Genomic DNA, 23,860 nt, shown 5'->3' on the forward strand with positions numbered 1-23,860 from the left:
CCAGCAATACCCTGGTGTTCGAGCAACTCAAGGCGCCTTTCGAGCTGGCCCGGGAACCGGCCTGGCGGCTGGCCGACAGTGGCGGCGAGCAGTCGCGCCAGGGCTCGCATCAGGCGCCGGATGAGGAGCAGGACGAGCAGGTCGAGCGTCCGGCATGAGCGCGTTGCCGCTACGACGTGTCGAGCCGTTGGCCCATGCCCAGGCCCAGGCGGTTCAACGTTGGCGACGGGCCGGTCGGGACACGGGGTTGGGCCAGGTGCCAGGGCATGACGGCTATTTGCGTTTCTGCGCCCACGGCGACGGCGGCCACTGGCAAGGGTTGATCGCGGCCCATGACTGGCTGTATCGCGCGCTTCCACAGTTGCAATCGTTACTGAAGGTGGAGACGTCGTTGATGAATATCGTCGAGTTGTTTCGGGCGCTGCCACGTCCCTTGCTGCTGGAGGTGGAGGAGCTGCAGTACCGGGCGCTGTCCGACATCGAATGCGTCGCCCCGGCGCGATTGCCTACCTGCGAGCTGCCCTGGCTCGAAACCCCACGGGGGCGCCTGTGGTTGCTGCAACTACCGCCGACACCCGTTGCCAGCGAGCGCGTGGGTGTCGATTCATGGCTGGACGAATTGCCGTTGCGCCTGGAGTTGATGCTCGGCGTCAGCCACCTGAGCCGCGCCAGCCGGATGCGCCTGGAAGAGGGCGATGTCGTGCGCATCGTCCAGGGTTCTCAGCGCTGTTGGCTGGCCGACTACTGCCTTGGCACTTTCACCTTTACCCAGGAGGGTCTACACATGCAACCGAGCGTGACCGATGCCAATGCGGATAACCCGCCAGAAACCGACGCGACGATCGACCTGGGAGCGCTCCCGGTGCGCCTGGAGTTCCTGCTCCCCAGCCATGAAACCGACCTGGCCACCTTGTCGCGCATCATCGATGGGCAACTGATCCCGCTGACCGAGGACGCGGCGCGGCACATCGAGGTGCGGGCCAACGGCAAGCCGGTGGCCCGCGGGGAGCTGGTGCGGTTGGACGGTCAGTTGGGTGTCGAATTGCTCCAGGTCTATCGGGCCAGCGCCGATGAATGATGTCTCGCTGATCGCGCTGTTGGCGTTCGCGTCGCTGCTGCCGTTCCTGGTGGCGGCGGGCACGTGCTACCTCAAGTTTTCCATTGTGTTCATCATCGTGCGCAACGCGTTGGGCCTGCAGCAGGTGCCGTCGAACATGGCGCTCAATGCGATTGCCCTGATGCTGGCGATTTTCGTCATGACGCCGGTCATGAAGCAGGGCCATGACTACTACAAGCGCGAGGCGGTGGCCTTTACCGATGTCGAGTCGGTGGTGAACTTCGCCGAGAACGGCCTGGGCAGTTACAAGGATTACCTGCGCACCTACACCGACCCGGAGCTGGCGCAGTTTTTCGAGCGGGCCCAGGCGCTCCAGGATGAATCCGACGCGGGCCTGCCTGCCGATGAAGAACTTGAGCCCTCGCTGTTTGCGCTGTTGCCGGCCTATGCCCTGAGTGAAATCAAGAGTGCCTTCAAGATTGGCTTCTACCTGTACTTGCCCTTCGTGATCGTCGACCTGGTGATCTCCAGCATCCTGCTGGCGCTGGGCATGATGATGATGAGCCCGGTGATCATTTCCGTGCCGATCAAACTGGTGCTGTTTGTCGCGCTGGACGGTTGGGCGCTGCTGTCGACCGGGCTGGTCAAGCAATACCTGACCTTGCTGGCTTAGGTGCACCGATGAACGATCTGGTCTATGCCGGCAACAAAACCCTGTACCTGATCCTGCTGATGGTGGCCTGGCCGATCATTGTCGCCACGGTAGTCGGCCTGGTGGTTGGGTTGATCCAGACCGTGACCCAGTTGCAGGAGCAGACGCTGCCGTTTGGTTTCAAGCTGGTGGCGGTTGCCGCTTGCCTGTTTTTGCTCTCGGGTTGGTACGGCGAAACGCTGCTGGATTTCAGTCGTGAAGTTATCCGCCTGGCGTTGAGCTAGCCGATGTCGGTGGCGTTGTTTTTCGACCTGTACGCCTGGTTCGCCGCAGCGGTCCTGGGTGTGGCGCGGCTGGCACCGATTTTTTTCATGTTGCCGTTTCTCAACAGCGGCGTGCTCACCGGTGTCGCGCGTCAGGCGGTGATTGTTCTGGTGGCGCTGGGGTTCTGGCGCTACATCGGTGTGCCCGCACCCGCCCTCGACAGCCTGGCGTTCCTCGGCCTGGTGCTGCGCGAGGCGAGTATCGGCGTGCTGTTGGGAATGCTGTTGGGCTGGCCGTTCTGGGTGTTGCACGCCATGGGCAACCTGATCGACAACCAGCGCGGGGCGATGCTCAGCAGCACCATGGATCCGGCCAACGGTGTCGACACCTCGGAGCTGGCGAATTTTCTCCAGTTGTTTGCCGCGGCGGTGTATCTCGCCGGTGGCGGGATGCTGTTGATGCTCGAAACCGTTGGCCACAGTTATCGCCTGTGTGCACCGGCGAGCGGCTGTCAGTTGCACTTGCCGGCGGTGCTCGGGTTGCTGGATGCGCTGGTGAGCAAGACGCTGGTCATCAGTGCGCCGGTGGTGGCGACCTTGCTGGTCAGCGAGGCGCTGCTGGGCTTGCTCTCGCGTTATGCGCCGCAGATGAATGCCTTCTCTGTGTCACTGACGGTCAAGAGCCTGGTGGCGTTGGTGGTGCTGATGCTGTACTTCGGCGTACATCTGCCGGACGAAGTCTTGCGCATGGGCACGATGGCCGACGGCGTGGCGCAGGCGCTGGGCGGTGGGGAGGAGGGTGATGTCATCCAGCGCCTCGAAGACTGAGAAACCCACGGCCAAGCGCTTGCGTGATGCCGCGCGCAAAGGCCAGACGTTCAAGGCCAAGGACCTGGTCATCACCTGCCTGACCCTCTGCGGCATCAGCTACATGGTGTTCAACAGCTCGTTAGTCGAGGTCATGGAGGTCTACCGGCGGATCATCGCCAGCGATTTTGACGCCGACCTGCAGGCCTACTCGGTGATGCTGGTGCTGATCGGCCTCAAGGCGTTGCTGCCGTTGTTGTTGGTGTGCGTGCTGACCAGTGCCTTGCCTGCCTTGCTGCAAAGCGGTTTTGCCTTGGCCAGCGAAGCCTTGAAGCTAAACCTGGGTGCGTTGAACCCGATCAATGGCTTCAAAAAACTGTTCAGCCTGCGCACGGTCAAGGACACGCTCAAGGCGCTGTTGTACCTGGGCAGTTTCGCCACGGCGCTGTGGATCGTCTGGATCACCCAGCGGCAATTGATCTTCGCCCAACTGTTCGTCCAGGCACCGGCGTTGTTCGCGATCTGGGGGCGTTTGTTGCTGGTGTTGGTGCTGGCATTTCTCGCCTGTGTCCTGCTGATCGTCGTGCTCGATGCCCTCAGCGAGTACTGGTTGTTCATGAAAGACCAGATGATGGACAAGGATTCGGTCAAGCGTGAACACAAGGAGCAGGACGGCAACCCACAGATCAAGGGGCGCCGCCGCGACCTGCACATGGAGCTGTTGTCGGAGCAGGTCAAGTCCGATGTGCGCAGCTCGCGGATGATCATCGCCAACCCGACCCACATTGCCATCGGCGTGTATTTCCGCCCGGAAATCACCCTGCTGCCGTTCATTTCCCTGATGGAGACCAACCAGCGTGCCCTGGCGGTCCGGGCATACGCCAAGGAGGTCGGGGTGCCGGTGATCAACGACGTCGCCCTGGCCCGACGGATCTTCAAGACCCACCAGCGCTACAGCTTTCTGCAGGTGCAGGAAGTCGAGGAGGTGCTGCGCCTGTTGATCTGGCTGGAGCAGGTCGAACAGGCCTGAAGCCAGGCAAAGCCCCTGTGGCGAGGGAGCAAGCTCGCGCTGGGCCTGTAGGAGCTGTCGAGCGGAGCGAGGCTGCGATCTTTCCCCTGGCACTTGAGTCTCAAGCGAAAGATCAAAAGATCGCAGGCTTCGCCAGCTCCTACACAGCCCAGCGCGAGCTTGCTCCCTCGCCACAAAGGGATTGATGAGCGCAATTTGGCAGCGTGGCCTATCGGTGTTTTGGCCCAATGCACCGGTCAGCGACGCTGACGTTTTTTCAGGAGTGTGGCTGATGAGTCGTGACAACAAACAAGACGAGCAGGTGGCCCTGGACGTCGTCGACGCGGTGCTCGGTGGCGCGGCGTTGAAGGACGTGCAAGGCCTCAGTGACGAGCACATGGACAGTCTCTATGCCTTCGCCTTCCAGTTCTACGAACAGGGGCGGCTGGACGATGCCGAGAAGTTCTTTCACTTCCTGTGCATCTACGACTTCTACAACAGCCATTACTGGATGGGACTGGCGGCGGTGCACCAGCTCAAGCAAAACCACCAAAAGGCAATCGACCTGTATGCCATCGCCTTTGCCCAAGGCAGCAACGACTACCGGCCGATGCTCTACACCGGCCAATGTCATCTGGCCCTGGGCAAGGTCGGCAAGGCTCGGTTGTGTTTCGAGTACGTGCTTGAGCAAGCCCCGCAAGACGACCTGCGCGAGCAGGCCAAGGTGTATCTCGACACCCTGGCCCACATGGAACAGCACTGTTCGGAGGACTGAACATGAGTGAAATAAGGGCTACTTTCAACCCGGCGCTTCACGGCGCGATGAGCCGCAGCGAGGCCTTTGAAAAATACGCCGCGGCGGCCAGCAAGGCCGCTCGGACCGCGGATTTCCAGGAGGCTGGCCAGAAAGCGCTGGCGGACCTGATGTCAGTGAAATACGAAGGTCAAACCGGCACATCCGCCGCCTCTACAGGCCGGCCCATGCTATATGCGCCGCCACCGCGCGCCGATGGCAACAAACAGGAAACCAACGGCGACCTGTTCACCCTGTTGATGGCGATGATCAGCGAGCTGATCGGCGAGGTCGACGTCAAGAAGCTGAAAAACCGCCTGGCCATGCTGCAGAGCATGGCCGGCGCCAGGCAACAGGCCCATGAAAACCTGTCGGCTGAATACACCGCCGCCGTCGAGGCCATGACGGCGGCCGAGGGCAGCGTCGGGAGCAGCCAGGAACACCTCGATCAATTGCAGGAGCGGGTCCTGCATGTCCAGGCGTTGCTTCAAGAAAGCGAGGCGCGACTGGCGCAGCTGGACCCGGAGTCCCCCGAATATGCCCAGGAGCTGGCCCGGCGCGACCAGATCCGCGGCGACTTGACCAGCCAGGTCCAGACCCTGCAGACCGCCACCGATGCGCATCTGAAACTGATCGAGGTCGCCAACGCCTGCGCGAAAACGGTGAGCGTGGTGTTCGGCAAAGTGTTGGTGTTCAGCGCCACGAGTTCGACCCCCAAGCAAACCGACGAAAAGGCCCTCAGCAGCAGTGCGCTGGCGCTATTGAACCGCTTGAAAATCATCGAGTTGCTCGGCGAGTCGGCGCAAAACAAAGAGGAGCTCAGCCAGGAGCTGTTCCAGGAACTGCAAGCCAGGCTCCAGGCGCACATGCAGCGCGAGTCGGAAAAGTACCTGGAAGAAGTCCGCAAGGCCGAGGCCCTGCAAAAGACCATGGGCTGCATCGGCAAGATCGTCGGGGCGATCTTGACCGTGGCGACCATCGCCGCCGGTGTCTTGACCGCCAACCCGGTGCTCATCGCCGTGGGCGTGGTCGGTGCGGCCGTGATGATTGCCGACTCGGTGATCCAGGACAAAACCGGCGTGTCGTTCATGGCCGAAGCGATGAAGCCGCTGACCCTCGTCATGCAGGAAGCCATCAAGCTGTTCACCGAGATCTATACCAAGATGCTGATGGAGCTGGGTGTCGATGAAGACAAGGCCAAGGAAATCGCGCAGATCGCCGGCATGATCCAGGGTGTCGTTTCGACGCTGGCTGCCGTCGCGCTGGTGGCCGTGGTCGGGGTGCAGGTGATCGGGCCGATGGTCAGTGCCGTCGCCTCGAAACTGGCGTCGGTGGCCGCCCAGGCCGCGCCCGCCGCCATGCAAGCGATGAAGCAAGTGGCAAGCTCGGTCGGCAACACGCTGACCCAGATGCTCACCCAACTGCGCGGCTTCATCACCAACGGTGCCGATCCGGTATTGCTGGCCCGTTATGCCGCCAACCTGGAAATCGCCCAGGCCGTCACCGAGTTCGGCCACGTCGCGGTGCAGGGCGGGTTGCAGATCAAAAGCGGCCAGCACCAGGTCCAGGCTGCCGTGCACCTGGCCGATGTGCGGGTACGCATGGCTATCAGCGAGGAAATCAGCGCCTACCTGACTCAGGTGGTCAGCAACTATGGCCAGGCGATGCAGGAACGAACCCGCCAGATCGAGCACTTGTTTGCCGATATGCAACGCAGCCATTCCGTCAGCCTGCAAATGGTCAGGCATGTTTGAAATCACGGACAACAGGTATCTACGATGAGCACTATTTACGTTCCAACCACCATCGCATCCCCTGTCATTGACCACGACCGGATCAATGACGCAGGGCTGAGCGAGTTGATCGCCCAAGAGCAATTTTCAAAACGCAAATCCCTTGAGGATTCGCCGATCCTCGACCAGATCGCTGCAAAGCAAATCCTCCAGAACGGTCACTTCGCAGGCCCTTCGGCTGCGGAACTGGGAAGCCGGATCAACGCCTACCAGCCCACTGAATCGGACCAGGAGGACTTCGCTGAAGCGTTGTCGATGGTCAGCGATGACGTGCGCACCGACCTGGCATTTGACCCGGGCGCCTGGGAGAAACACGCCAACGTCCTGGTGGCCGCGATCATTGCCTTGAACGTCGCGCGGGTCGCCAATGCGCAACTGCGCGGCCACTTCAGCGTCATGGCTTCTGAGGCGGCGAAATCCCAGGGCGCGGCCATTGTCGAGTCGGGCCGGGCGGCGCTGAACAGCGCCATCACCGGCGCGGTGGTGTCCGGCGCCATCGCCGGGTTTGCCATGGTCAAGACCTTCCAGGGCCAGGCGTTGAAGCATGCCGACATCGACGTGAACCGTCGTAATGCCATGGATGCCGGCAACCTGGAACGCGACCTCACGTTGGAACGCGGTCGCAATGAGTGGAACCCGCAGACCACCTACAAGATCAAGACCTTCGATGATTTCGCTCGGCCGAAAACGGTCGACTTCAAACCCAAGGGTTCGACACTGACGGACAAGGAACGTGCCTGGTTCGACGGGGAGATCCTCAAGGCCCAGAAGGTCGGCCAGACCTCCGACTGGCTGAGCCAGATGGGCAGCAAGGGGATCGAAAGGAAACTGGAAATCGGTCGCGCCCTCAGCACCCTGTCGATGAGCTTCAGCCAAGTGGTCACGAGTATGGTGCGTCTGACCGAGCTCGCGGCGAAGGAGAAAGAAGTGCTGATGCAAAGTGCGCAAAGCAGCCAGAAGAGCCTGGCTGATGAAGTCAGCCAGAGGGATGGGGCCGACGCGGCGCTGCTGCAAAAAATGATGGACACGGTGATGCAGCTTTTCCAATCCCGTAGCGATGGCATTCGTGCCGTGACGGCGTGAAGGAGCGAGGCCTATGGAAATCACTCAATCTATTCGTTCGCCTATCGTACTGCTGCCGAACGTGGAGGCCATCACCGATGCAGCCCCGCCTCCAGACGTACCGGCTGAGATTCAAACGGTCAGTTCCCTGACGAATCTGCTCGATCGGTCCATGAACGCGATGAACCGCAGCCTTGGTCATCTGCTCAAGTGCCCGTCCATCATCGCCAAGCCAGTGCAGGGCGACGCCGTCGAGTCCACAACGCAGCACCTTGTCGCGGAGTTTGTCGAACTGATCCACGCCAAACGTGATCGAGCGCAAATGTGGGCCGTACAGGTTCGCCAGTGCGTTGCCGTGATGACCCACAGCCAGGGCACGGGGCTTCTGGACAACAGCCAGCGCCAGCAACTCAATGACGAACAAGGCAAAATCCTCCGGGCCCTCCAGGAACACCTGGAGCAGGGCAAGCCCCTCGAGATCGCCGAGGCCTTGGATGCGACGATAAACTCATCGAACGACTTCTTCGACAAACTCCTTGAGCTGATCGACCTGATCAAGAACGGCTACCTCGCCGGCTACGAACACATCATCTCGGCCTATTCGGACTTCTTCTCCGATTTCAACACCGAAATCACCGCGATGATGAAGGATTGGGTCGAAGGGGTTAACGACGGTAAAGAGGTCGAGTTAAGTGCGGGCCCGTTGCGCGAGGCACTGGAAAAACTGATTGCAAAATATTCCCTGCCCAACCCTGCCGCCATGCTCTTTCCGGCCCCCCCGATACCGGAGCGAGCAAGGAAGACGCGGAAAAATGGCTCAAGGCGCTGGGCCTGCCTGACAGTTGCCTTCAGCAAAATCCCAAGCCGAACGGTCCCTGGTGCGTGGTCATCGACATCGGGCCGTTGAATGTGATGCACGACGGGCTGAAGGATTATGGCGACAAGGTAAAGCTCGATACGGCCGCATTCAACGCCTGGCAAACCGGCTTCAACGCCCAGGAGGAACTTCTGAAAAACAGATTGCAGTCCTTCACGCAGAAGTATTCGAACGCCAACGCTTATCACGATAACTTCAATAAGACTTTGTCGGCGCATTTGAATCAGTATGCGGATATGTTGAGGGCGATGTTGAACTTCTAAGGTCGAGCAACGGCTGCAATATTCAATCTGGCATGGCGTGTATTGTTCCACGCCTGTCAGATTCTTTTCAGGAAAGAAAATGTCAGAAAATCTAAGCGAAAGTATCCAGGCCGTCATCAAATCATTGGCGCTTGGTATTCCCCCCAGTGATCGGGTCATTGGCGATGCTTCGCGGTTGGTCGAGGACCTGTTTATCGATTCCATGAGTCTGGTGGAGCTTGTCCTGGCGCTTAATAACGCTTTCGGTATCGAGCTGCCCGAAGGAGAGGTGGAGGCGTGGAGGACAGTGCAGGATGTAGTCGACTCGGTGCAGAGACATATAGGGAATAGCCCTTGATGGGTACCTATCCAGGGGGTAAAGCGTTTTTAATGTTCATTGCCGTGTTTGTTCGCTCTTTGCGGTGTGGTTAAGTTTTATATCTTGATTTTATTGAGTTCCTTCCTACGGTTCTCGTCGCGGTTTCCTACGTTAATAACGTTCAGCGACCTACGGAATCCTCCTACGCATCTTCCTATAGTCAAGCAGCTCGTCATCCCGAGCCTGTCACACCCACAGGCTCACGCGCGCTTCAGTAACTTTCTATAGAGAAGTTTCAAAGTATGGACAGTGCAACTGATCAACCGCTGGTCAAGTCATTCGTTTTTGACCACTGGCTATTGCAAAGCGATGGAACGCTGATGCGAGATGGACAAGGCGTTCATGTTCCACCCAAAGAGCTGCACGTACTGCGTCTGTTGTTGAAGTCGGCGGGTACGGTCGTCAGCAAGGATTTTCTGCTGGACCATGTCTGGCCCCGGATGGATGCGGCGGAGGAGTCGTTGACCCGTTGTATCTACGCATTGCGCAAGTTGTTCAAGGAGAACAAGGGCTACATTGCGACGGTTTACGGCCAGGGTTATCGGTTCACCGGTTCCGTGGTCGAGCTCGACGTACCGAGCGAGGCGACGGCGGTGGCGCCTTCGCTGGCGGTGTTGTCTTTTCGCAATCTGGACGAGATCGCGGCGCTGGATCTGCAGGATCTGATGATCCGCCAACTGACCACGGCGTTCGGTGAGGCATTGCATGTCATTCCCTCGGGTCTGATCGCGGCCTGCGGGGCTTCGGACGACGTGCGGTCGTTGGCCGGGCAGTTGTCGGCGGATTATTGCTTGAACGGTCGTTTTATCGGTGCGGGCGGGTTGCAACACTGGTCGATCGAGTTGATTCGTGGACGCGACCAGGCCTTGCTGCACGGTCAGACGCTGGATGCCTGGGATCCGGGGGAGGCGCTGGGTACGTTGACATGCCTGGTTGCCCAGCACGTACCGGGGCTGCGGCCGGTCGGTGATCGCTGCGGGTCCTATCCGGTGGCGGTGGCGTATCTCAATGGCTTGTGCAGCGTGCAACAGCACACGGTGCAAAGCCTGTGCGATGCCCGGGTGCTGTTCAGGCAGTGTTTGAAACTCGATGCCGGGTACGCGCCACCCTGGTGTGGTCTGGCGGATGTGTGGCTGGGGCAGGCGATGATGGGCCTGGGTGACCCGGAGCGCGCCATCGAAGAGGCGCATTCGGCGGTTTCCAGTGCGTTGGCGCTGGACCCTGGCAGCATCCCGGCGTTGACGCGCCTGGCGTTGCTTACCAGTTTGCGCGGCTGCGAGCAGGCGGCCCAAGTGTTGTTCCGGCGCTGCCTGTTGTCGGCCGATCAGGCGGACGTGCTGTATTTTCATGCCTGGCATCACTGGTTCTGGCAACGCAACGAGCAGGCGCTGCAAGTGCTTGACCAGTGTCTGGCGCATGATCCGGGCTGTGTCCGGGCGCAGATACTGCGGGTGCGCATTCATGAACAGCCGGTGTGGATCCGCGAGAGACGCCTGGCATGACGCGGCGCAGCAAACCGTGGTTATGCCTGCCGGTGTGTCTCGGCCTGGGGTTTGGCATGGCCCAGGCGCACGCCTGGTGCTGGAGCAAGGCGGGACAATTGCACGCCATCGAACCCGAACTGCTTCAGGCGATTGCCGAGGTCGAGTCGGGCCTGCGCTCGGATGCCATCAACCACAACCGCGATGGCACCCGCGATATCGGGCTGATGCAGATCAACAGCATCCATCTCCCACGGCTGAGCACCCAGGGCATTACCGAACAACGCCTGCTGGACGATCCTTGCCTGTCGGTGGAGGTCGGGGCGTCGGTGCTGGCCGGGTTCATCACCCGTTATGGCTATAACTGGACGGCGGTCGGTGCCTACAACGCTGGCAATTCTCCCCGGCGCCAGGCCGCGCGCCTGCGTTATGCGCGCAAGGTCTGGCAGCGCTATCAAGTGTTTACCCAAGCCCGACGATGACCGCGCCATGACCAGGCCGGCGCAGGATTCTGATCCTTTGCCGCACGCTATCGGCAGAATCCGATCAGGAAGCCGGCGGCCGGCCTTTCTACCATGGCAGCTCATTTGACTGCCCTGGAGCCTGGACGGTGACAGTCCTGACAGCCCCCACGCCACAGCCCTGTGTCCTGCGGATACTCAATGGTCCCTTGCAGGGCTGCGAGTTTCCCCTTGGCGAAGGCACGACCCTGTTCATCGTTGGGGCGGTGAATGTGCTCGCAGAAGGCTCACATTCAGCCAGCGTGCCGGCGGATGCTTTCTTCGTGCCCCTGGAGGACGGCGGGTGCAATTTCGAGGTGCTGGCCGATCAGGTCACGCCGGACGGTTTGCCGCTGCGGCTGCTCGGCGACCCCGTGCAAGTCCGGCAGTGTGCCTTCCAATCCAGGGTGCAGATCGACGGCCTGTATATCGCCTTGCGTCCTGAAGACCAGCCTTGGGCGCCGGAGTTGCTCGATTCGCCACTCGACGCCCGGGGAGAGACTGGCGTGCTGCTGGGTGGGCACCGGCGGTGGCTGCGCGGGCTTGGCGGCGCTCTGGCGTTGGCGGTAGCGATCGTCGCGATCAGCCTCTGGTGGATGCCGACGCCTGCGCCTGAAACCGATGTGCGTGAGCTGATGGCGGGCGCCAGTGCGCAGGTCCAGGTGCTGCGCGGGCGTGATCAGGGGGTTTATGTCTTTGTGGCGTCCGAGCGCGATGCCGGCTGGAGCCGACAGGTGCTGACGCGCCACGCCACCTTGAGCGGGCACGTGCGGGTGATGGACCAGGAGCGGCGCCGGCTGGAGCAGGTGCTGGTGGACCATGATCCGCAACTGGCCTGGCATTTCCTCGACCTCAAGGACCCGTCGGTGCCGCGGCTGCTGCTCAGCGCGCAACGCAACCTGCTCACGCCGGACCAGCAGGCCAGGCTGCTCGAGACCTTGCTCGCGGCGGCGCCGTATGCCCGCGACGTCGTGCTGCAAGTGCAGGATGACGCGCTGCTCGCCGATCTGGCCCAGGGCGGTTTGCAGCGTCTTTCGCTGACCTTCAGTCGGGTCGAGCATGGGGACAGTGTCACGTTTGCCGTCGCGGGCGATTTGCAGGATGCCGAACTGGCTGCCGCCCGCCAGTACGTCGACGATTTTTACCGGCAGTGGGGTGGCCGCTACGTGCATTTCACTGTCGAGCTCAGGGACGACGGACTCAAGGGCAAGTCGTTCCAAACCGGCCCGCAGGGCTACGTCAAGACGAGCGCTTCGTCCTGGCATTTCTCCAACATGCAGAGTGAATAACGAATGCCTGGTATCCCGATCATGTTTCCCTTATTCCCCGATGACTTTCTCGGCAAGCAAGCCGCTGCCTTCGAGCTTGGCGCCCAAGGCCTGAAGGAAGCCTTGGACCAAGCGCTGGTGGACCTCAAGGCGGATGCTTCAGACCCCGGAAAACTGGCGGCCTACCAGACCGCGTTTTCCTCCTACACGGTGTTCCGCAACGCCCAGACCAACACGATCAAGGGCTTCAAGGATATCGACATGGCGATCATCCAGGCGGCTCGCTGACCCGTTCTCTTTCAGTTGGCCATCGCTCATGACGATGGCCATTTTCATGAGTGCATCGTATGTCCATCCAAGCTGTTTCCCCGTCGGCCAGTGCGCGCTCGGCCTTGATTGAGTTGCGCGGCCCGCAGGAAGGTCCGGTCGTGTCACTGGAATCGCGAATGATCGATTTGTTTGCCGGTTCCGCCGTCAACAGCGAGCAAGAGGTCTCGGCGATCAATCAGTTGATGCAACGGCCGGACGTCACTCACCCCGAAGTGCTGGCCCACCTGCAGGAGTTGACCGGGCAGTACAACGTGGAGATCAATCTGCTCAACGTGCTGGTGCGCAAAGGGGTGAGCACGGCAGAAACCTTGTTGCGTGCGTCATGAAGCCAGGCCTGTGGGGACTGCTGTTGTGCCTGGCGCTGGCGGGTTGCCGTCAGCCGAACCTGCTGGAAGGGCTGGATCAACAACAGGCCAATGAAGTGCTTTCGGTGCTGCAGCGCAACAATATCGCCGCGGTGAAAGTCGACGCCGGCAAGAACGGTTATGCGGTGAAAATCGATCAGTTGGATTTGCCCGCCGCCGTCGATCTGCTCAACCTGTATTCATTGCCTTCCCGGCCACGCCTGCAAGTGGCCGAAATGTTTCCCGCCGATTCCCTGGTGGCCTCGCCCCGTGCGGAAAAGGCCCGACTGTATTCGGCGTTGGAGCAGCGCATTGAACAGTCGCTGGGTGTGCTCGAAGGCGTGGTGTCGGCACGGGTCCACGTCAGTTACGACCTCGATGCGGGCGAAGGTGGGCGCAAGCCGTCGCCCATCCACCTTTCAGCGGTGGTGTTGCATGAGCGCGATGTCGAACCGCAGTTGCTGATCACCGACATCAAGCGCTTTCTCAAGAACAGTTTTGCCGCGGTGGCGTACGAGAACGTTTCGGTGGTGCTGTCCAAACGCTCTGCAACCCAGCATGTCGCGCCGTCGGTGGTCACGACGCGGCGGCATTCGCCGTGGCCGTGGTGGTTGGCGGCGATTGGCGCGGTGCTGGTGGCCGGTGGTGGCGCTTGGTTGTATCGCCAGTCAACTGCAAGGCCGCGTGATGTCGGACCTTGAGTGTCTGGAACGCATCCTCGCCGAGCCTTTGGCCTACCTGCACCCCCAGCGCCTGGTCGTACCGGCGGGGTTCGAGGGCGATGAGGCCCGCGATCTGCTCGACCGGATCGTCCTCGAGGGGCTGGGACTGCAAGGGCCGTGGCCCTCGCCGCCGTTGACCGGCGTGGCGAAGCAGTGGGTTCGTCATTGGCGGCAATTGCCCTACATCGCCTCGCTCATGGGCGCCTGTCGTTTGCGCGCCGAACTGGCGCGCGGCGCGGCGCTGCTGGGCCTGCCAGGCTCGGTTCGCCGATTCGCCAGCTTCAACCTGGAGGCTCGGGAACGCCTGGCGATCGAATGTCCGCCGGTTTCGCTGGAGCAGGTACAAGCGGCCGGCCTCAACGCATTATGGGGCTGGCACGGGTACGTCCCGTCCCCGCTGCTCGAACGCCTGGACTTGCAGTTCTGCGAGGCGGTGGTTCACCTGCACCGGCAATGGCCCGTCACGAAACCTGATCCAACCCTGTTCTTTTTGGCGGTGCAGCATGCTCGATTCCATCCGAACCCTGAATGACGTGCCCGTTGGCGAAGACGTGCACCTGGCTCGCGAAGACATCGCCGCCGCCCGGCGCCGTCATGCCTTGCAGCTCGAGGCCCGGCGCCGGGCGCGTGAGTATATCGAGCAGGCCCAGCGCGATGCGCAAGCGCTGCATGCCGAGGCATTCCAACGGGGGTATGCCGAAGGCATTCTGCGGGCGACCGGGCATCTGGCCGAAGGCTTGCGGAACGGGCAATCGCTGAGTCTGCAATTGCGCAACGCGCTGGCCCAGGCTGCCCGGGACCTGCTCGCCCAAGCCCTGGAGCAACCCCAGTGGCTGGATGGAATGCTCCAGCGTTGGCTTACCGCGCAACCGGGCGAGACTGGCGCGGTACTGCACCTGCTGTTGCCGCAGCATTGCCGGGAACGTGGCGATGAATGGCGCGAACGCCTGCGCCCGTTGTGGACCGGCGATCTGCTCGTGCACTACCACCCGCACAACCGCTACGTGCTGCGGCTTGGCGATCAACTGCTGGAGTTCGACGTTGAAGCCACCCGGCAACGTCTGGAACCCCGCTTGATGGCGCGCATTGCGCAGTTGCCGGAGACGGTTCGCGTCCTGGACCAAGGGGCGACCCAGGCGCTTGAAGCGTTGTGCTCAAGCTTCACCGGGCAGGCAGCCGAGGCGATGCACGACCATGAAGATTGAATCGTCGACCGCTCCAATCGCCTTTGAGCGCGGCGCGGATGTTGCGGTGCAGAGCCTGGAGTCGCGCCTGTTGGCCGCCCATCAGGGGACGAGCCAGGGCAAACGCCCGGACCCTGAGTTCGAGCATCTGTATCAGGTACTGCTGGCGATGGAAGGGCAGGGTGAGAAGGCCATCCATGAATTCCTCCGCGCCCTGCGGGGAGCCGACGGCGAAACCGCAGCCTATCCCACCGCTCAGGCGCTGATGGCGGTCACGCTGCAGGTGCTGGTTCGACTGAAGGAGCAGGGGTTGGAAAAGTCGCAGCTTTACCGGGAGGTCAGCGGTGCCAATGGCCTGGCGTTTGCGGTGGACCTGTTTGTTAAGGGATTTATGCGGGATGTGTTTCAGCCTATGGGGGATGAGGCTTGGGAGATGAGTGAGTGGTGAGTAACGCTCGGAAAATTTGGCTGTTGATCAAACTACAAGGAGAAATTGACCATGCAAATTACAGGAGGAGCCGGCATACCCGCTGCGGCTCGGAACGACGTTGTTTCGGTTTCAAATACCTCAGCAGGGCCTCTAGAGAAGCTTGATCCCGCGATGTTGAACGCTACGGGATTTCAACCGAGCGAGTTGGGATCACCCAGGCAAGTCAAAGCGGCCTTTGAGCTTTTAAGTCGCGCAACGGAGCCTTTCTTTCAGGAGTGCAATAAGAATCTGGGACAGCTGGATCTAGATGCGAAAATCCGAATTGAACACTTTATCGAATCGGGTGAAATGCCCGCTGATCCTGAAAACAGCGGAATTTTTAATTTAATCGGCGAAGGGGGCACTACTGGCGCCGAAAGCCGTGTAGATCGCTTGAAGGAAGTACTTGAGGCTGGCATGGAACTGCTCGAAGCCGCCAAGGGGCCAGGACTCAATCTCCTGAATGTCGCTGGGCACACGGGCTTGATCATTGCGCTGGCCACCTGTTTGCGCCAGTACGTTGGCTATCACGTCGAACACGCTCTGCGCGAAGGTGATACACCTGAGGCCACGCGGGCATGGGCGACCGTTGCGCTGGCAATGATGGGGCCGGCATTGACGCTGATGGGGGCTGTCCGCAGGGAGATGGCAGGGGAGGCGACCTGGAAGTCTCGGTTGGGGAATTTGTGCATAGCGTCTGCTGCGCTGGGAGGTTCGGTCGCGGCCGTTCTCACGGGAGCGGCGTCAAAGGTTTTCCCAGCATTGACCGGTGGAGTCGTCTACATCATGGCTCGGGCGGTGGCTCAATCCTTCTTTCCTTTGAAAGACAACGCAGGTCCCGCGAACGCAGCGTCAACCGCGGTGACAGCAGCGGCTTATGGCGCAGGTCAATTTGCTTTGGCTGAGCTGGGAAAGGTCATGCCATTGAGTGGGCCTGCCAGGGCAGCCGGGGAGCTTGGTCACGATTTCGGGGCGGACGCTATTCAAGCCGGGCTGAACGCGCTCGGAATGGTAGCCGATGTGGCTACCTTGATTGTCTGCAAAAGTTGGCATGTGCTTTCGCCCCAACGAGGACTGGATTCGGTCTTTTCTGATCCTGAGTCTTTACAACAAGTGGCCTTGGAGGTGCGCGCTGGTGTTCAGTGGCCCACCAGAACGCAATTGGCCGATGCATTCGTGAATGTTGCGGGGGTACGTCTATCGTTTGGGCATACTCTCACCCTGTTCCTAGGTGCGATAGCGGCCATATTGAGTGAATCCCAGTTCGGAGACGATACCCAGGGCCATATGCTCAATGGCTGTTTCGCCATAATGATGACGGTTCTTTATTTTCCACTCATCTTTGCCAACCTGAAACAAACCGGCAATACCTATACTCTGCAGGAAACGACCACGTCTTGATTCAACCCGGGAGCAGCCGCCATCGGTTGCTCGCTCCCATCCCTTCACCCCGGCTATAATCCGCGCCTCATTTCGTCGATCGAGTCAAACCCGCCCATGTACACCCTGGCCCGTCAGCTGTTGTTCAAACTTTCCCCGGAAACCTCCCACGATCTGTCCCTTGACCTGATCGGCGCGGGCGGACGTTTGGGCCTCAACGGTTTGCTGTGCAAGGCACCGGCGAAATTGCCGGTGACGGTCATGGGCCTGGCGTTTCCCAACCCGGTCGGGTTGGCGGCGGGCCTGGACAAGAATGGTGCGGCCATCGACGGGTTCGCCCAGTTGGGTTTCGGTTTCGTCGAAATCGGCACCGTTACCCCACGACCCCAGCCGGGCAACCCCAAGCCACGGATCTTCCGCCTGCCGCAAGCCGAGGCGATCATCAACCGCATGGGTTTCAATAACCTGGGTGTAGACAACCTGCTGGCTCGCGTCGCAGCGGCCAAGTACCAGGGCGTGCTGGGCATCAACATCGGCAAGAACTTCGACACGCCAGTGGAGCGGGCCGTCGACGACTACCTGATCTGCCTGGACAAGGTCTACGCCCACGCCAGCTACGTGACCGTCAACGTCAGCTCCCCCAACACCCCGGGGCTGCGCAGCCTGCAATTCGGTGATTCCCTCAAGCAATTGCTGGCCGACCTGGCCCGGCGTCGCGCGGAACTGGCGTTGACCCACGGCCGGCATGTGCCACTGGCGATCAAGATCGCCCCGGACATGACCGACGAGGAGACCACCCAGGTGGCCCAGGCCCTGATCGAGACGGGCATGGACGCGGTGATCGCCACCAACACGACCCTGGGGCGCGAAGGTGTCGAAGGGCTGGAGCACGGTGACGAGGCGGGTGGTTTGTCTGGCGCGCCAGTGCGTGACAAGAGCACCCACACCGTGAAGGTGCTGGCCGCTGAATTGGCGGGGCGCTTGCCGATCATCGCGGCGGGCGGGATTACCGAAGGCAAGCATGCCGCCGAGAAGATCACCGCCGGGGCGAGCCTGGTGCAGATCTATTCGGGGTTCATCTATAAAGGGCCGGCGTTGATCCGCGAATCGGTGGATGCCATTGCGGCGTTGGGTTGATCAGCCGCGCCTTGAAGTCTGAACAGACCCCTGTGGCGAGGGAGCTTGCTCCCGCTGGACTCTGTAGGAGCTGGCGCAGCCTGCGATCTTTTGATCTTGATCGTTCGCTCTCGACTCAATTGTCTGGAGCAAGATCGCAGCCTCGTTGCACTCGTCAGCTCCTACAGGGCGCAGCCCAGCGGGAGCAAGCTCCCTCGCCACAACGGCGTTTGCAGCTTAGTAATTACATAAAGCCAAGGTATTGGTGTTTGCCGCTCAGGCGATCGCATAAAGCCCAGGCATTAAAAAGGGCTCCTCGAAGGAGCCCCCTGGGCCGTAGCCCGCCGTCCGGATGGGACGTGCGTGGTTAAATCGATATGGGTGTCAAATTGTCGAGTTCTTGAGTATTAAGCCCTGTGTCAGCCGACGGCGTGAAGTTCGTTGAGTCTGTGGATACCCGCAGTGCCGGTCATACCGTCCCAGTTGTCGCCGCGTCCTTCTCGCCAGCCATTGATCCAGGCTTGACGTACCGACGGTAGAGTAAAGGGGCAAAGCTCACGGGATTTACCACCAACGCCATATTGGTAACCACGTAAAAATGCTCTTTCCAACGGATCACGCTTAAGTCTTCTCATAGGGTGTTGCCCTCACTTGTTGACTGTTACTTTAGCGTCGACCTCTATCGAGGCCGGGGCAGAATCATTCTGCCGTTGGTGGCTCGTTGCCGGCGTGACGAGCCGAGGTGTTGACGCCGTTGCGACGTCAACCTGTGTTGAGTTCTAACCAAAGCGTCACAGGGATGGAATGATCGTTTTGTCATAAGCACGTAACAATAAAGATGTTAGGGCGATAAGTAACTTCATGTTCGTTGACCGCTTTTGAGCAAGACCCCTGTATGATCGGCCCTGCGCCAAAGGGGACTGGCTTCGCTTGAATGAGAATGTCCCCCTGTTGCACTCGGGTACTATTCGACGAAAGGGTCGAGTTTTCACAATTTGTTGCACAGAATTTTTTACCTGCCTTCGCATCAAAGCTCTTTTAACCTGAGCGGCGAGGGCGGCACGGCACACATTCGTGCCACGCGGGTGCTCTTGAGAAAAGCACCTGACTGAACCCGGCCCGGCAATGCGTTGCCCGGTCCACTTAGCCAAAGGCTCTGGAAATCCCATGTCCGATCGTTTCGAACTCTTCCTCACCTGCCCCAAGGGCCTCGAAGGCCTGCTGATCGAGGAAGCCGTCGGGCTTGGCCTTGAAGAGGCGCGCGAGCACACCTCGGCCGTGCGCGGCATGGCCGACATGGAAACGGCTTATCGCCTGTGCCTGTGGTCGCGCCTGGCCAACCGCGTGTTGCTGGTGCTCAAGCGCTTCCCGATGAAGGATGCCGAAGACCTGTACCACGGTGTGCTGGATGTCGAATGGCAAGATCATATGCTGGCCGATGGCACCCTGGCGGTGGAGTTCAGTGGTCATGGCTCGGGTATCGACAACACTCACTTCGGCGCCTTGAAGGTCAAGGACGCCATTGTCGACAAACTGCGCACCCCGACGGGCGAGCGGCCATCCATCGACAAGCTCAACCCGGACCTGCGCATCCACCTGCGCCTGGACCGCGGCGAAGCGATCCTCTCCCTCGACCTTTCCGGCCACAGCCTGCACCAGCGCGGTTATCGCCTGCAGCAAGGCGCCGCGCCGCTGAAGGAAAACCTCGCCGCCGCGATCCTGATCCGCGCCGGTTGGCCGCGCATTGCCGCTGAAGGCGGGGCGCTGGCCGACCCGATGTGCGGTGTCGGCACGTTCCTGGTGGAAGCAGGCATGATCGCCGCCGATATGGCGCCGAACCTGCGTCGCCAGCAGTGGGGCTTCACCGCCTGGCTCGGCCATGTGCCGGCGTTGTGGAAGAAACTCCACGAAGAGGCCACCGCTCGCGCCGCCGCCGGGCTGGCCAAGCCGCCGTTGTGGATTCGCGGCTACGAAGCCGACCCACGGCTGATCCAGCCGGGCCGCAACAACGTCGAGCGTGCGGGCCTGAGCGAGTGGATCAAGATCTATCAGGGCGAAGTCGCCACCTTTGAACCGCGTCCGGACCAGAACCAGAAAGGCCTGGTGATCTGCAACCCGCCGTACGGCGAGCGTCTGGGCGACGAAGCCAGCCTGCTTTACCTCTACCAGAATCTCGGCGAACGTCTGCGCCAGGCCTGCCTGAACTGGGAGGCGGCGGTGTTCACCGGCGCGCCAGACCTGGGCAAGCGCATGGGCATTCGCAGCCACAAGCAGTATTCGTTCTGGAACGGCGCCTTGCCGTGCAAGCTGCTGCTGATCAAGGTCTTGCCGGATCAGTTCGTCACCGGCGAGCGTCGCACCCCGGAGCAACGCCAGGCCGAGCGCGAACAGGCCGCCTACGATCAGGCCCCTGAAGTACCGCAAGAGCGCCAGTACAACAAGAACGGCAACCCGATCAAACCGGCTCCGGCACCGGCCCCTGTGGTCGAGCAGGCGCGGTTGAGCGAAGGCGGGCAGATGTTCGCCAATCGCCTGCAAAAGAACCTCAAGTTGCTGAGTAAATGGGCCAAGCGTGAAGGTGTGGACTGCTACCGGGTCTACGATGCCGACATGCCGGAATATTCCATGGCCATCGACCTCTACCACGACTGGGTTCACGTCCAGGAGTACGTCGCGCCGAAGTCCATCGACCCGGAAAAGGCCTCGGCCCGCTTGTTCGACGCCCTGGCGGCCATTCCCCAGGCACTGAACGTCGACAAGAGCCGTGTGGTGATCAAGCGCCGCGAGCGTCAGAGCGGCACCAAGCAGTACGAGCGCCAGAGCGCCCAGGGCAAGTTCACCGAGGTCAACGAAGGCGGCGTGAAGCTGCTGGTCAACCTTACCGACTATCTGGATACCGGGCTGTTTCTCGATCATCGGCCGATGCGCCTGCGGATCCAGAAAGAAGCAGCCGGCAAACGCTTCCTCAACCTGTTCTGCTACACCGCGACCGCCAGCGTCCACGCTGCCAAGGGTGGTGCTCGGAGCACCACCAGTGTCGACCTGTCGAAAACCTACCTGGACTGGGCGCGGCGCAACCTCTCGCTCAATGGTTTTTCCGACAAGAACCGTCTGGAGCAGGGCGACGTGATGGCCTGGCTGGAAGCCAGTCGTGACGAGTACGACCTGATCTTCATCGACCCGCCGACCTTCTCCAACTCCAAGCGCATGGAAGGCGTGTTCGATGTGCAGCGTGACCACGTCCAGTTGCTGGACCTGGCCATGGCGCGCCTGGCCCCGGGCGGTGTGCTGTATTTCTCCAACAACTTCCGCAAGTTCCAGCTCGAGGACAATCTCGGCGAGCGCTACGTGGTGGAAGAGATCACCGCCAAGACCATTGATCCGGATTTTGCCCGCAACGGCAAGATCCACCGTGCCTGGAAGATCATGGCCCGTTGATCGAAGTCTGATTGGATCCATGAAGCCTTGTAATTCAAGGCTTCCAGCCGCATTTTTGGGCTGGCCAAAGTGATGGCTAATAGCTATAACTTAGGCTGTGTCCAGGGCTGTGCCTATGCCTGGCTCCATTCTGAGTTGTGTTTATGGCATTGCATCGGGTGCGCCCCAGGATCCTGGGCTTTATCAGCGAAGATGTGTCGGCCTGGCTAGTGGCTTCGCTGGTGCTGCTGGCCGGCACCTTCCTGACCGGCTTGCTGAGCTGGGCGATGACGAACCTGTTCAATCAGCAATTGCGCCAGCGCTTCGAGTTGCAAGCCGAGGAGCGCTTCAGCCGCATCGAAGAACGCTTCCAGGACGAAGAACAACGTCTCGATGGTTTGCGGCGGTTCTTTGCCAATTCGGTAAAGGTTTCCAACGCGGAATTTCACGGCTACGTCGAACCGCTGTTGCGGCGCACCCTGGCCTTCGCCTGGGCGCCCCGGGTATCTCGGGACCTGCGACAATCCTTCGAGCAAGAGACGCGAGCCCAGGGGGACGACGCCTTTGCCATCCGCGAGGCCGACGATAGCGGCGGCTTGCGGCGGGCCGCCGAGCGGGACGAGTACGTGCCGGTACTGTACCTCCAGAGCCAGCCGCTTTCGATGTCCCCCCTGGGGTTCGATCTGCTTTCCCATCCATTGCGGCGGGCCGCGCTTGAACGAGCGCGTTTGCTCGGTACGGTGGCGGTTTCGCAGCCGTTGGACCTGATGGGGGTCGGACCGGACTTCGCCCGTGGCGTGTTGCTGGTGGCGCCGGTCACCCGGGCGTCGGTCAAGGAACCGTTCGGTTACGTGGTGGCGGGTATCAACATGCGTCAGCTGGTGGGCGATGGCTTGCCGACCGCAGGTCATGACAACCTTTCGATGCGTGTTCTGGACCCGTCCACGTCCGACCGGGAGGAAGTGTTGTTCGACACTCTCGACGCGCCGGGTGACAGTGATTTATCGGCGACCCGCCTGTTGCACCTGGCTGATCACAATTACCGGGTGGAATTGCGGCCCAGCCGGGTGTTCCTGTCGACCAATCACTCTTCGATCACGGGCATGGTGATACTCGGCGGTTTGCTCAGCCTGCTGCTCAGTGCCTTGCTCTACGTGCTGGTCAGCCAGCGGCAGCGGGCCTTGAAGCTGGTGGAGCAACGCACCCGTGAACTGCGCGCCCGGGAACAGGAATTGCGCGGCACCCACGGCCAGTTGCGCGGTGTGCTGGATGCCGCAACCCAGGTCGCGATCATTGCCACTGACCTGCGCGGCGTTATCACGACATTCAACGCTGGCGCCGAACAGATGCTCGGCTACCCGAGTTGCGAGGTGCTGCAAAGCATGACCCTGGAAAGCCTGCATGTGCCCCGCGAGCTCCAGGCCCGGGCCGCCCAGCTCGGCGCGCGTTTTGGCAAACCGATCCCCACCTGCCATGCGATGCTGCTCGAGGGCGGTGAACAGGGTGGGCAACAGGCGCGGGAATGGACCCTGGTACGCCGCGATGGCAGCCACTTGACCGTGAACATGCTCGCCACACCGATGCTCGATGAGCAGGGGCTGTGGGTCGGGCACCTGGCAATCTGCATCGACGTCACCGAACGCAAACGCGTCCACGAAGCGCTGGCGGCCCGTGACCTGCTGTTGAAAAAGCTCAGCGCTCATGTGCCCGGGGGATCTACCAGTTCAAGATGGACTTCAATGGTCGCTTCAGCGTGATCTATGCCAGCGACGGCATCCGCGACATCTATGAGTTGGAACCCGATGTACTGGTGCAGAACGCCGAGGCGATTTTCTCGCGTATTCACTCCTTGGACAGTACGCGCGTCCGCGCTTCGATTCGTGCTTCGGCCCACACCTTGAGCCCGTGGCGTGAAGAGTACCGGGTGCAACTGCCTTTGCGCGGCCTGCGTTGGGTGCGCGGCGAGGCCACGCCTGAGGAGCTGCCTGGCGGTGGGGTGTTGTGGCACGGCTATATCTCGGATATTTCCGACCTCAAACGCGTGGAAGAAGAACTGCGGGCGCTGTCCGTGACCGACGCCCTGACCGGCATTCGCAATCGCCGCTATTTCCAGGAGCGCCTGACCTCGGAGATGGCCCGGGTCGAGCGTGGTTCCGGTGGGCTGGCGGTCATCATGCTCGACATCGACCACTTCAAGCGCATCAATGACCAACACGGCCATGCGGTGGGCGACCGGGTATTGCAGGCGGTCTGCCAGCGCATCGCCCAACGGTTGCGCCGCACCGATGTGTTCTGCCGGTTGGGTGGGGAAGAGTTCGTGGTGCTGTGCCCGGACACTGACAGCGACAGCGCCTATTCCCTCGCCCTGGAACTGTGGGAAGGCTTGCGGGCTGCGCCCATCGAGGATGTGGGGGTGGTCACCGCCAGTTTCGGCATCGCCACCTGGCGCGCCGGGGAGGGCGCCGATGCGTTGCTGCTCAGGGCCGACTCGGGTGTGTACGCGGCCAAGCAGGCCGGGCGGGATCGGGTCGAGACGCAGCTGGATTAGCCACTTGGGCTGGGTACATGGGGCCAAAGTGGACACAAAATTTGTGTACGACACAAATCCCCTGTGGGAGCGAGCTTGCTCGCGATAGCGCCAGGTCAGTCACATCCCTATCAACTGGCCGACCGAATCGCGAGCAAGCGCGCTCCCACATTGGGTTTTGCGCTGGG

The 23,860-nt window shown here is 61.2% G+C and carries 23 protein-coding genes and 2 pseudogenes; 24 read left to right on the forward strand and 1 reads right to left on the reverse strand.

Going from position 1 to position 23,860, the window contains the following annotated elements; genetic code table 11:
- Positions 1-14: 14 nt before the first annotated feature.
- From ACZ5M5_RS09440 to ACZ5M5_RS09545, 22 genes and pseudogenes are all read left to right on the forward strand, one after another.
- Complete coding sequence (locus ACZ5M5_RS09440; RefSeq protein WP_464738927.1) at positions 15-158, forward strand: hypothetical protein; 144 nt, start codon at positions 15-17, stop codon at positions 156-158.
- Positions 155-1,078 carry a FliM/FliN family flagellar motor switch protein gene (locus ACZ5M5_RS09445; protein ID WP_103308492.1) on the forward strand — a complete coding sequence of 308 codons (924 nt, stop codon included), beginning with the start codon at positions 155-157 and terminating at the stop codon, positions 1,076-1,078. Before ACZ5M5_RS09440 ends, ACZ5M5_RS09445 begins: the two co-directional genes overlap by 4 nt.
- A complete protein-coding gene (locus ACZ5M5_RS09450) occupies positions 1,071-1,730 on the forward strand; it encodes an EscR/YscR/HrcR family type III secretion system export apparatus protein (RefSeq protein ID WP_103308493.1) in 660 nt (219 codons plus the stop codon). The genes ACZ5M5_RS09445 and ACZ5M5_RS09450 overlap by 8 nt, the downstream gene beginning before the upstream one ends.
- 8 nt (positions 1,731-1,738) lie before the next feature.
- Positions 1,739-1,993: an EscS/YscS/HrcS family type III secretion system export apparatus protein gene (locus tag ACZ5M5_RS09455; RefSeq protein ID WP_092472850.1), complete on the forward strand. Its 255-nt coding sequence runs from the start codon at positions 1,739-1,741 to the stop codon at positions 1,991-1,993.
- 3 nt (positions 1,994-1,996) lie between these two features.
- Complete coding sequence (gene sctT, locus ACZ5M5_RS09460; protein ID WP_103308494.1) at positions 1,997-2,800, forward strand: type III secretion system export apparatus subunit SctT; 804 nt, start codon at positions 1,997-1,999, stop codon at positions 2,798-2,800.
- Entirely contained in the window at positions 2,775-3,809 is a 1,035-nt protein-coding gene (locus ACZ5M5_RS09465; protein WP_103308495.1) for an EscU/YscU/HrcU family type III secretion system export apparatus switch protein, read from the forward strand. Before sctT ends, ACZ5M5_RS09465 begins: the two co-directional genes overlap by 26 nt.
- Positions 3,810-4,080: 271 nt before the next feature.
- Positions 4,081-4,563, forward strand: coding sequence for a type III secretion system translocator chaperone SicA (sicA, locus tag ACZ5M5_RS09470; protein WP_060738471.1), 483 nt, complete (start codon positions 4,081-4,083; stop codon positions 4,561-4,563).
- A 2-nt stretch (positions 4,564-4,565) separates the two neighbouring features.
- The gene (gene sctE, locus ACZ5M5_RS09475) at positions 4,566-6,335 is read left to right on the forward strand and encodes a type III secretion system translocon subunit SseC family protein (protein WP_464738928.1); all 1,770 of its coding nucleotides are present in this window, start codon (positions 4,566-4,568) and stop codon (positions 6,333-6,335) included.
- A 24-nt stretch (positions 6,336-6,359) separates the two neighbouring features.
- Positions 6,360-7,457 carry a cell invasion protein gene (locus tag ACZ5M5_RS09480; protein WP_464738929.1) on the forward strand — a complete coding sequence of 366 codons (1,098 nt, stop codon included), beginning with the start codon at positions 6,360-6,362 and terminating at the stop codon, positions 7,455-7,457.
- Positions 7,458-7,794: 337 nt separating this feature from the next.
- Positions 7,795-8,576, forward strand: a pseudogene (locus ACZ5M5_RS09485) (IpaD/SipD/SspD family type III secretion system needle tip protein).
- 79 nt (positions 8,577-8,655) lie between these two features.
- Positions 8,656-8,913 carry an acyl carrier protein gene (locus ACZ5M5_RS09490; RefSeq protein ID WP_207281427.1) on the forward strand — a complete coding sequence of 86 codons (258 nt, stop codon included), beginning with the start codon at positions 8,656-8,658 and terminating at the stop codon, positions 8,911-8,913.
- A 341-nt stretch (positions 8,914-9,254) separates the two neighbouring features.
- On the forward strand, positions 9,255-10,436 hold the full coding sequence (locus ACZ5M5_RS09495; protein WP_464738930.1) for a winged helix-turn-helix domain-containing protein: 1,182 nt from the start codon (positions 9,255-9,257) through the stop codon (positions 10,434-10,436).
- Positions 10,433-10,897: a transglycosylase SLT domain-containing protein gene (locus ACZ5M5_RS09500; protein ID WP_060738465.1), complete on the forward strand. Its 465-nt coding sequence runs from the start codon at positions 10,433-10,435 to the stop codon at positions 10,895-10,897. Before ACZ5M5_RS09495 ends, ACZ5M5_RS09500 begins: the two co-directional genes overlap by 4 nt.
- A 128-nt stretch (positions 10,898-11,025) precedes the next feature.
- On the forward strand, positions 11,026-12,204 hold the full coding sequence (locus ACZ5M5_RS09505) for a PrgH/EprH family type III secretion apparatus protein (protein WP_464738931.1): 1,179 nt from the start codon (positions 11,026-11,028) through the stop codon (positions 12,202-12,204).
- A 21-nt stretch (positions 12,205-12,225) separates the two neighbouring features.
- Positions 12,226-12,471, forward strand: a complete 246-nt coding sequence (gene sctF / locus ACZ5M5_RS09510) for a type III secretion system needle filament subunit SctF (RefSeq protein WP_464738932.1) — start codon at positions 12,226-12,228, stop codon at positions 12,469-12,471.
- A gap of 59 nt (positions 12,472-12,530) precedes the next feature.
- On the forward strand, positions 12,531-12,839 hold the full coding sequence (gene sctI / locus ACZ5M5_RS09515; protein WP_103308499.1) for a type III secretion system inner rod subunit SctI: 309 nt from the start codon (positions 12,531-12,533) through the stop codon (positions 12,837-12,839).
- On the forward strand, positions 12,836-13,558 hold the full coding sequence (locus ACZ5M5_RS09520; protein ID WP_103308500.1) for an EscJ/YscJ/HrcJ family type III secretion inner membrane ring protein: 723 nt from the start codon (positions 12,836-12,838) through the stop codon (positions 13,556-13,558). Before sctI ends, ACZ5M5_RS09520 begins: the two co-directional genes overlap by 4 nt.
- Complete coding sequence (locus ACZ5M5_RS09525; RefSeq protein WP_464738933.1) at positions 13,545-14,111, forward strand: secretion system protein; 567 nt, start codon at positions 13,545-13,547, stop codon at positions 14,109-14,111. The genes ACZ5M5_RS09520 and ACZ5M5_RS09525 overlap by 14 nt, the downstream gene beginning before the upstream one ends.
- Entirely contained in the window at positions 14,083-14,784 is a 702-nt protein-coding gene (locus ACZ5M5_RS09530) for an oxygen-regulated invasion protein OrgB (protein ID WP_464738934.1), read from the forward strand. Before ACZ5M5_RS09525 ends, ACZ5M5_RS09530 begins: the two co-directional genes overlap by 29 nt.
- Positions 14,774-15,211 (forward strand): hypothetical protein, encoded by a 438-nt coding sequence (locus ACZ5M5_RS09535; protein WP_060738458.1) that lies wholly within the window; start codon positions 14,774-14,776, stop codon positions 15,209-15,211. The genes ACZ5M5_RS09530 and ACZ5M5_RS09535 overlap by 11 nt, the downstream gene beginning before the upstream one ends.
- A 51-nt stretch (positions 15,212-15,262) precedes the next feature.
- Positions 15,263-16,633 (forward strand): hypothetical protein, encoded by a 1,371-nt coding sequence (locus tag ACZ5M5_RS09540; protein ID WP_103308503.1) that lies wholly within the window; start codon positions 15,263-15,265, stop codon positions 16,631-16,633.
- Between the two features lie 96 nt (positions 16,634-16,729).
- Complete coding sequence (locus ACZ5M5_RS09545; RefSeq protein WP_060738457.1) at positions 16,730-17,749, forward strand: quinone-dependent dihydroorotate dehydrogenase; 1,020 nt, start codon at positions 16,730-16,732, stop codon at positions 17,747-17,749.
- Between the two features lie 398 nt (positions 17,750-18,147).
- Here the strand turns inward: ACZ5M5_RS09545 and rmf are convergent, their stop codons facing one another.
- Positions 18,148-18,363 carry a ribosome modulation factor gene (gene rmf / locus ACZ5M5_RS09550; RefSeq protein ID WP_003223300.1) on the reverse strand — a complete coding sequence of 72 codons (216 nt, stop codon included), beginning with the start codon at positions 18,361-18,363 and terminating at the stop codon, positions 18,148-18,150.
- Positions 18,364-18,895: 532 nt separating this feature from the next.
- Between rmf and rlmKL the strand changes: the two genes are divergently transcribed.
- On the forward strand, positions 18,896-21,166 hold the full coding sequence (gene rlmKL, locus ACZ5M5_RS09555) for a bifunctional 23S rRNA (guanine(2069)-N(7))-methyltransferase RlmK/23S rRNA (guanine(2445)-N(2))-methyltransferase RlmL (RefSeq protein ID WP_464738935.1): 2,271 nt from the start codon (positions 18,896-18,898) through the stop codon (positions 21,164-21,166).
- 143 nt (positions 21,167-21,309) lie between these two features.
- Positions 21,310-23,693 (forward strand): annotated as a pseudogene (locus tag ACZ5M5_RS09560) (sensor domain-containing diguanylate cyclase).
- The last annotated feature ends 167 nt before the right edge of the window (positions 23,694-23,860 follow it).

The sequence above is a fragment of the Pseudomonas sp. Van50 genome (genome assembly GCF_055390755.1).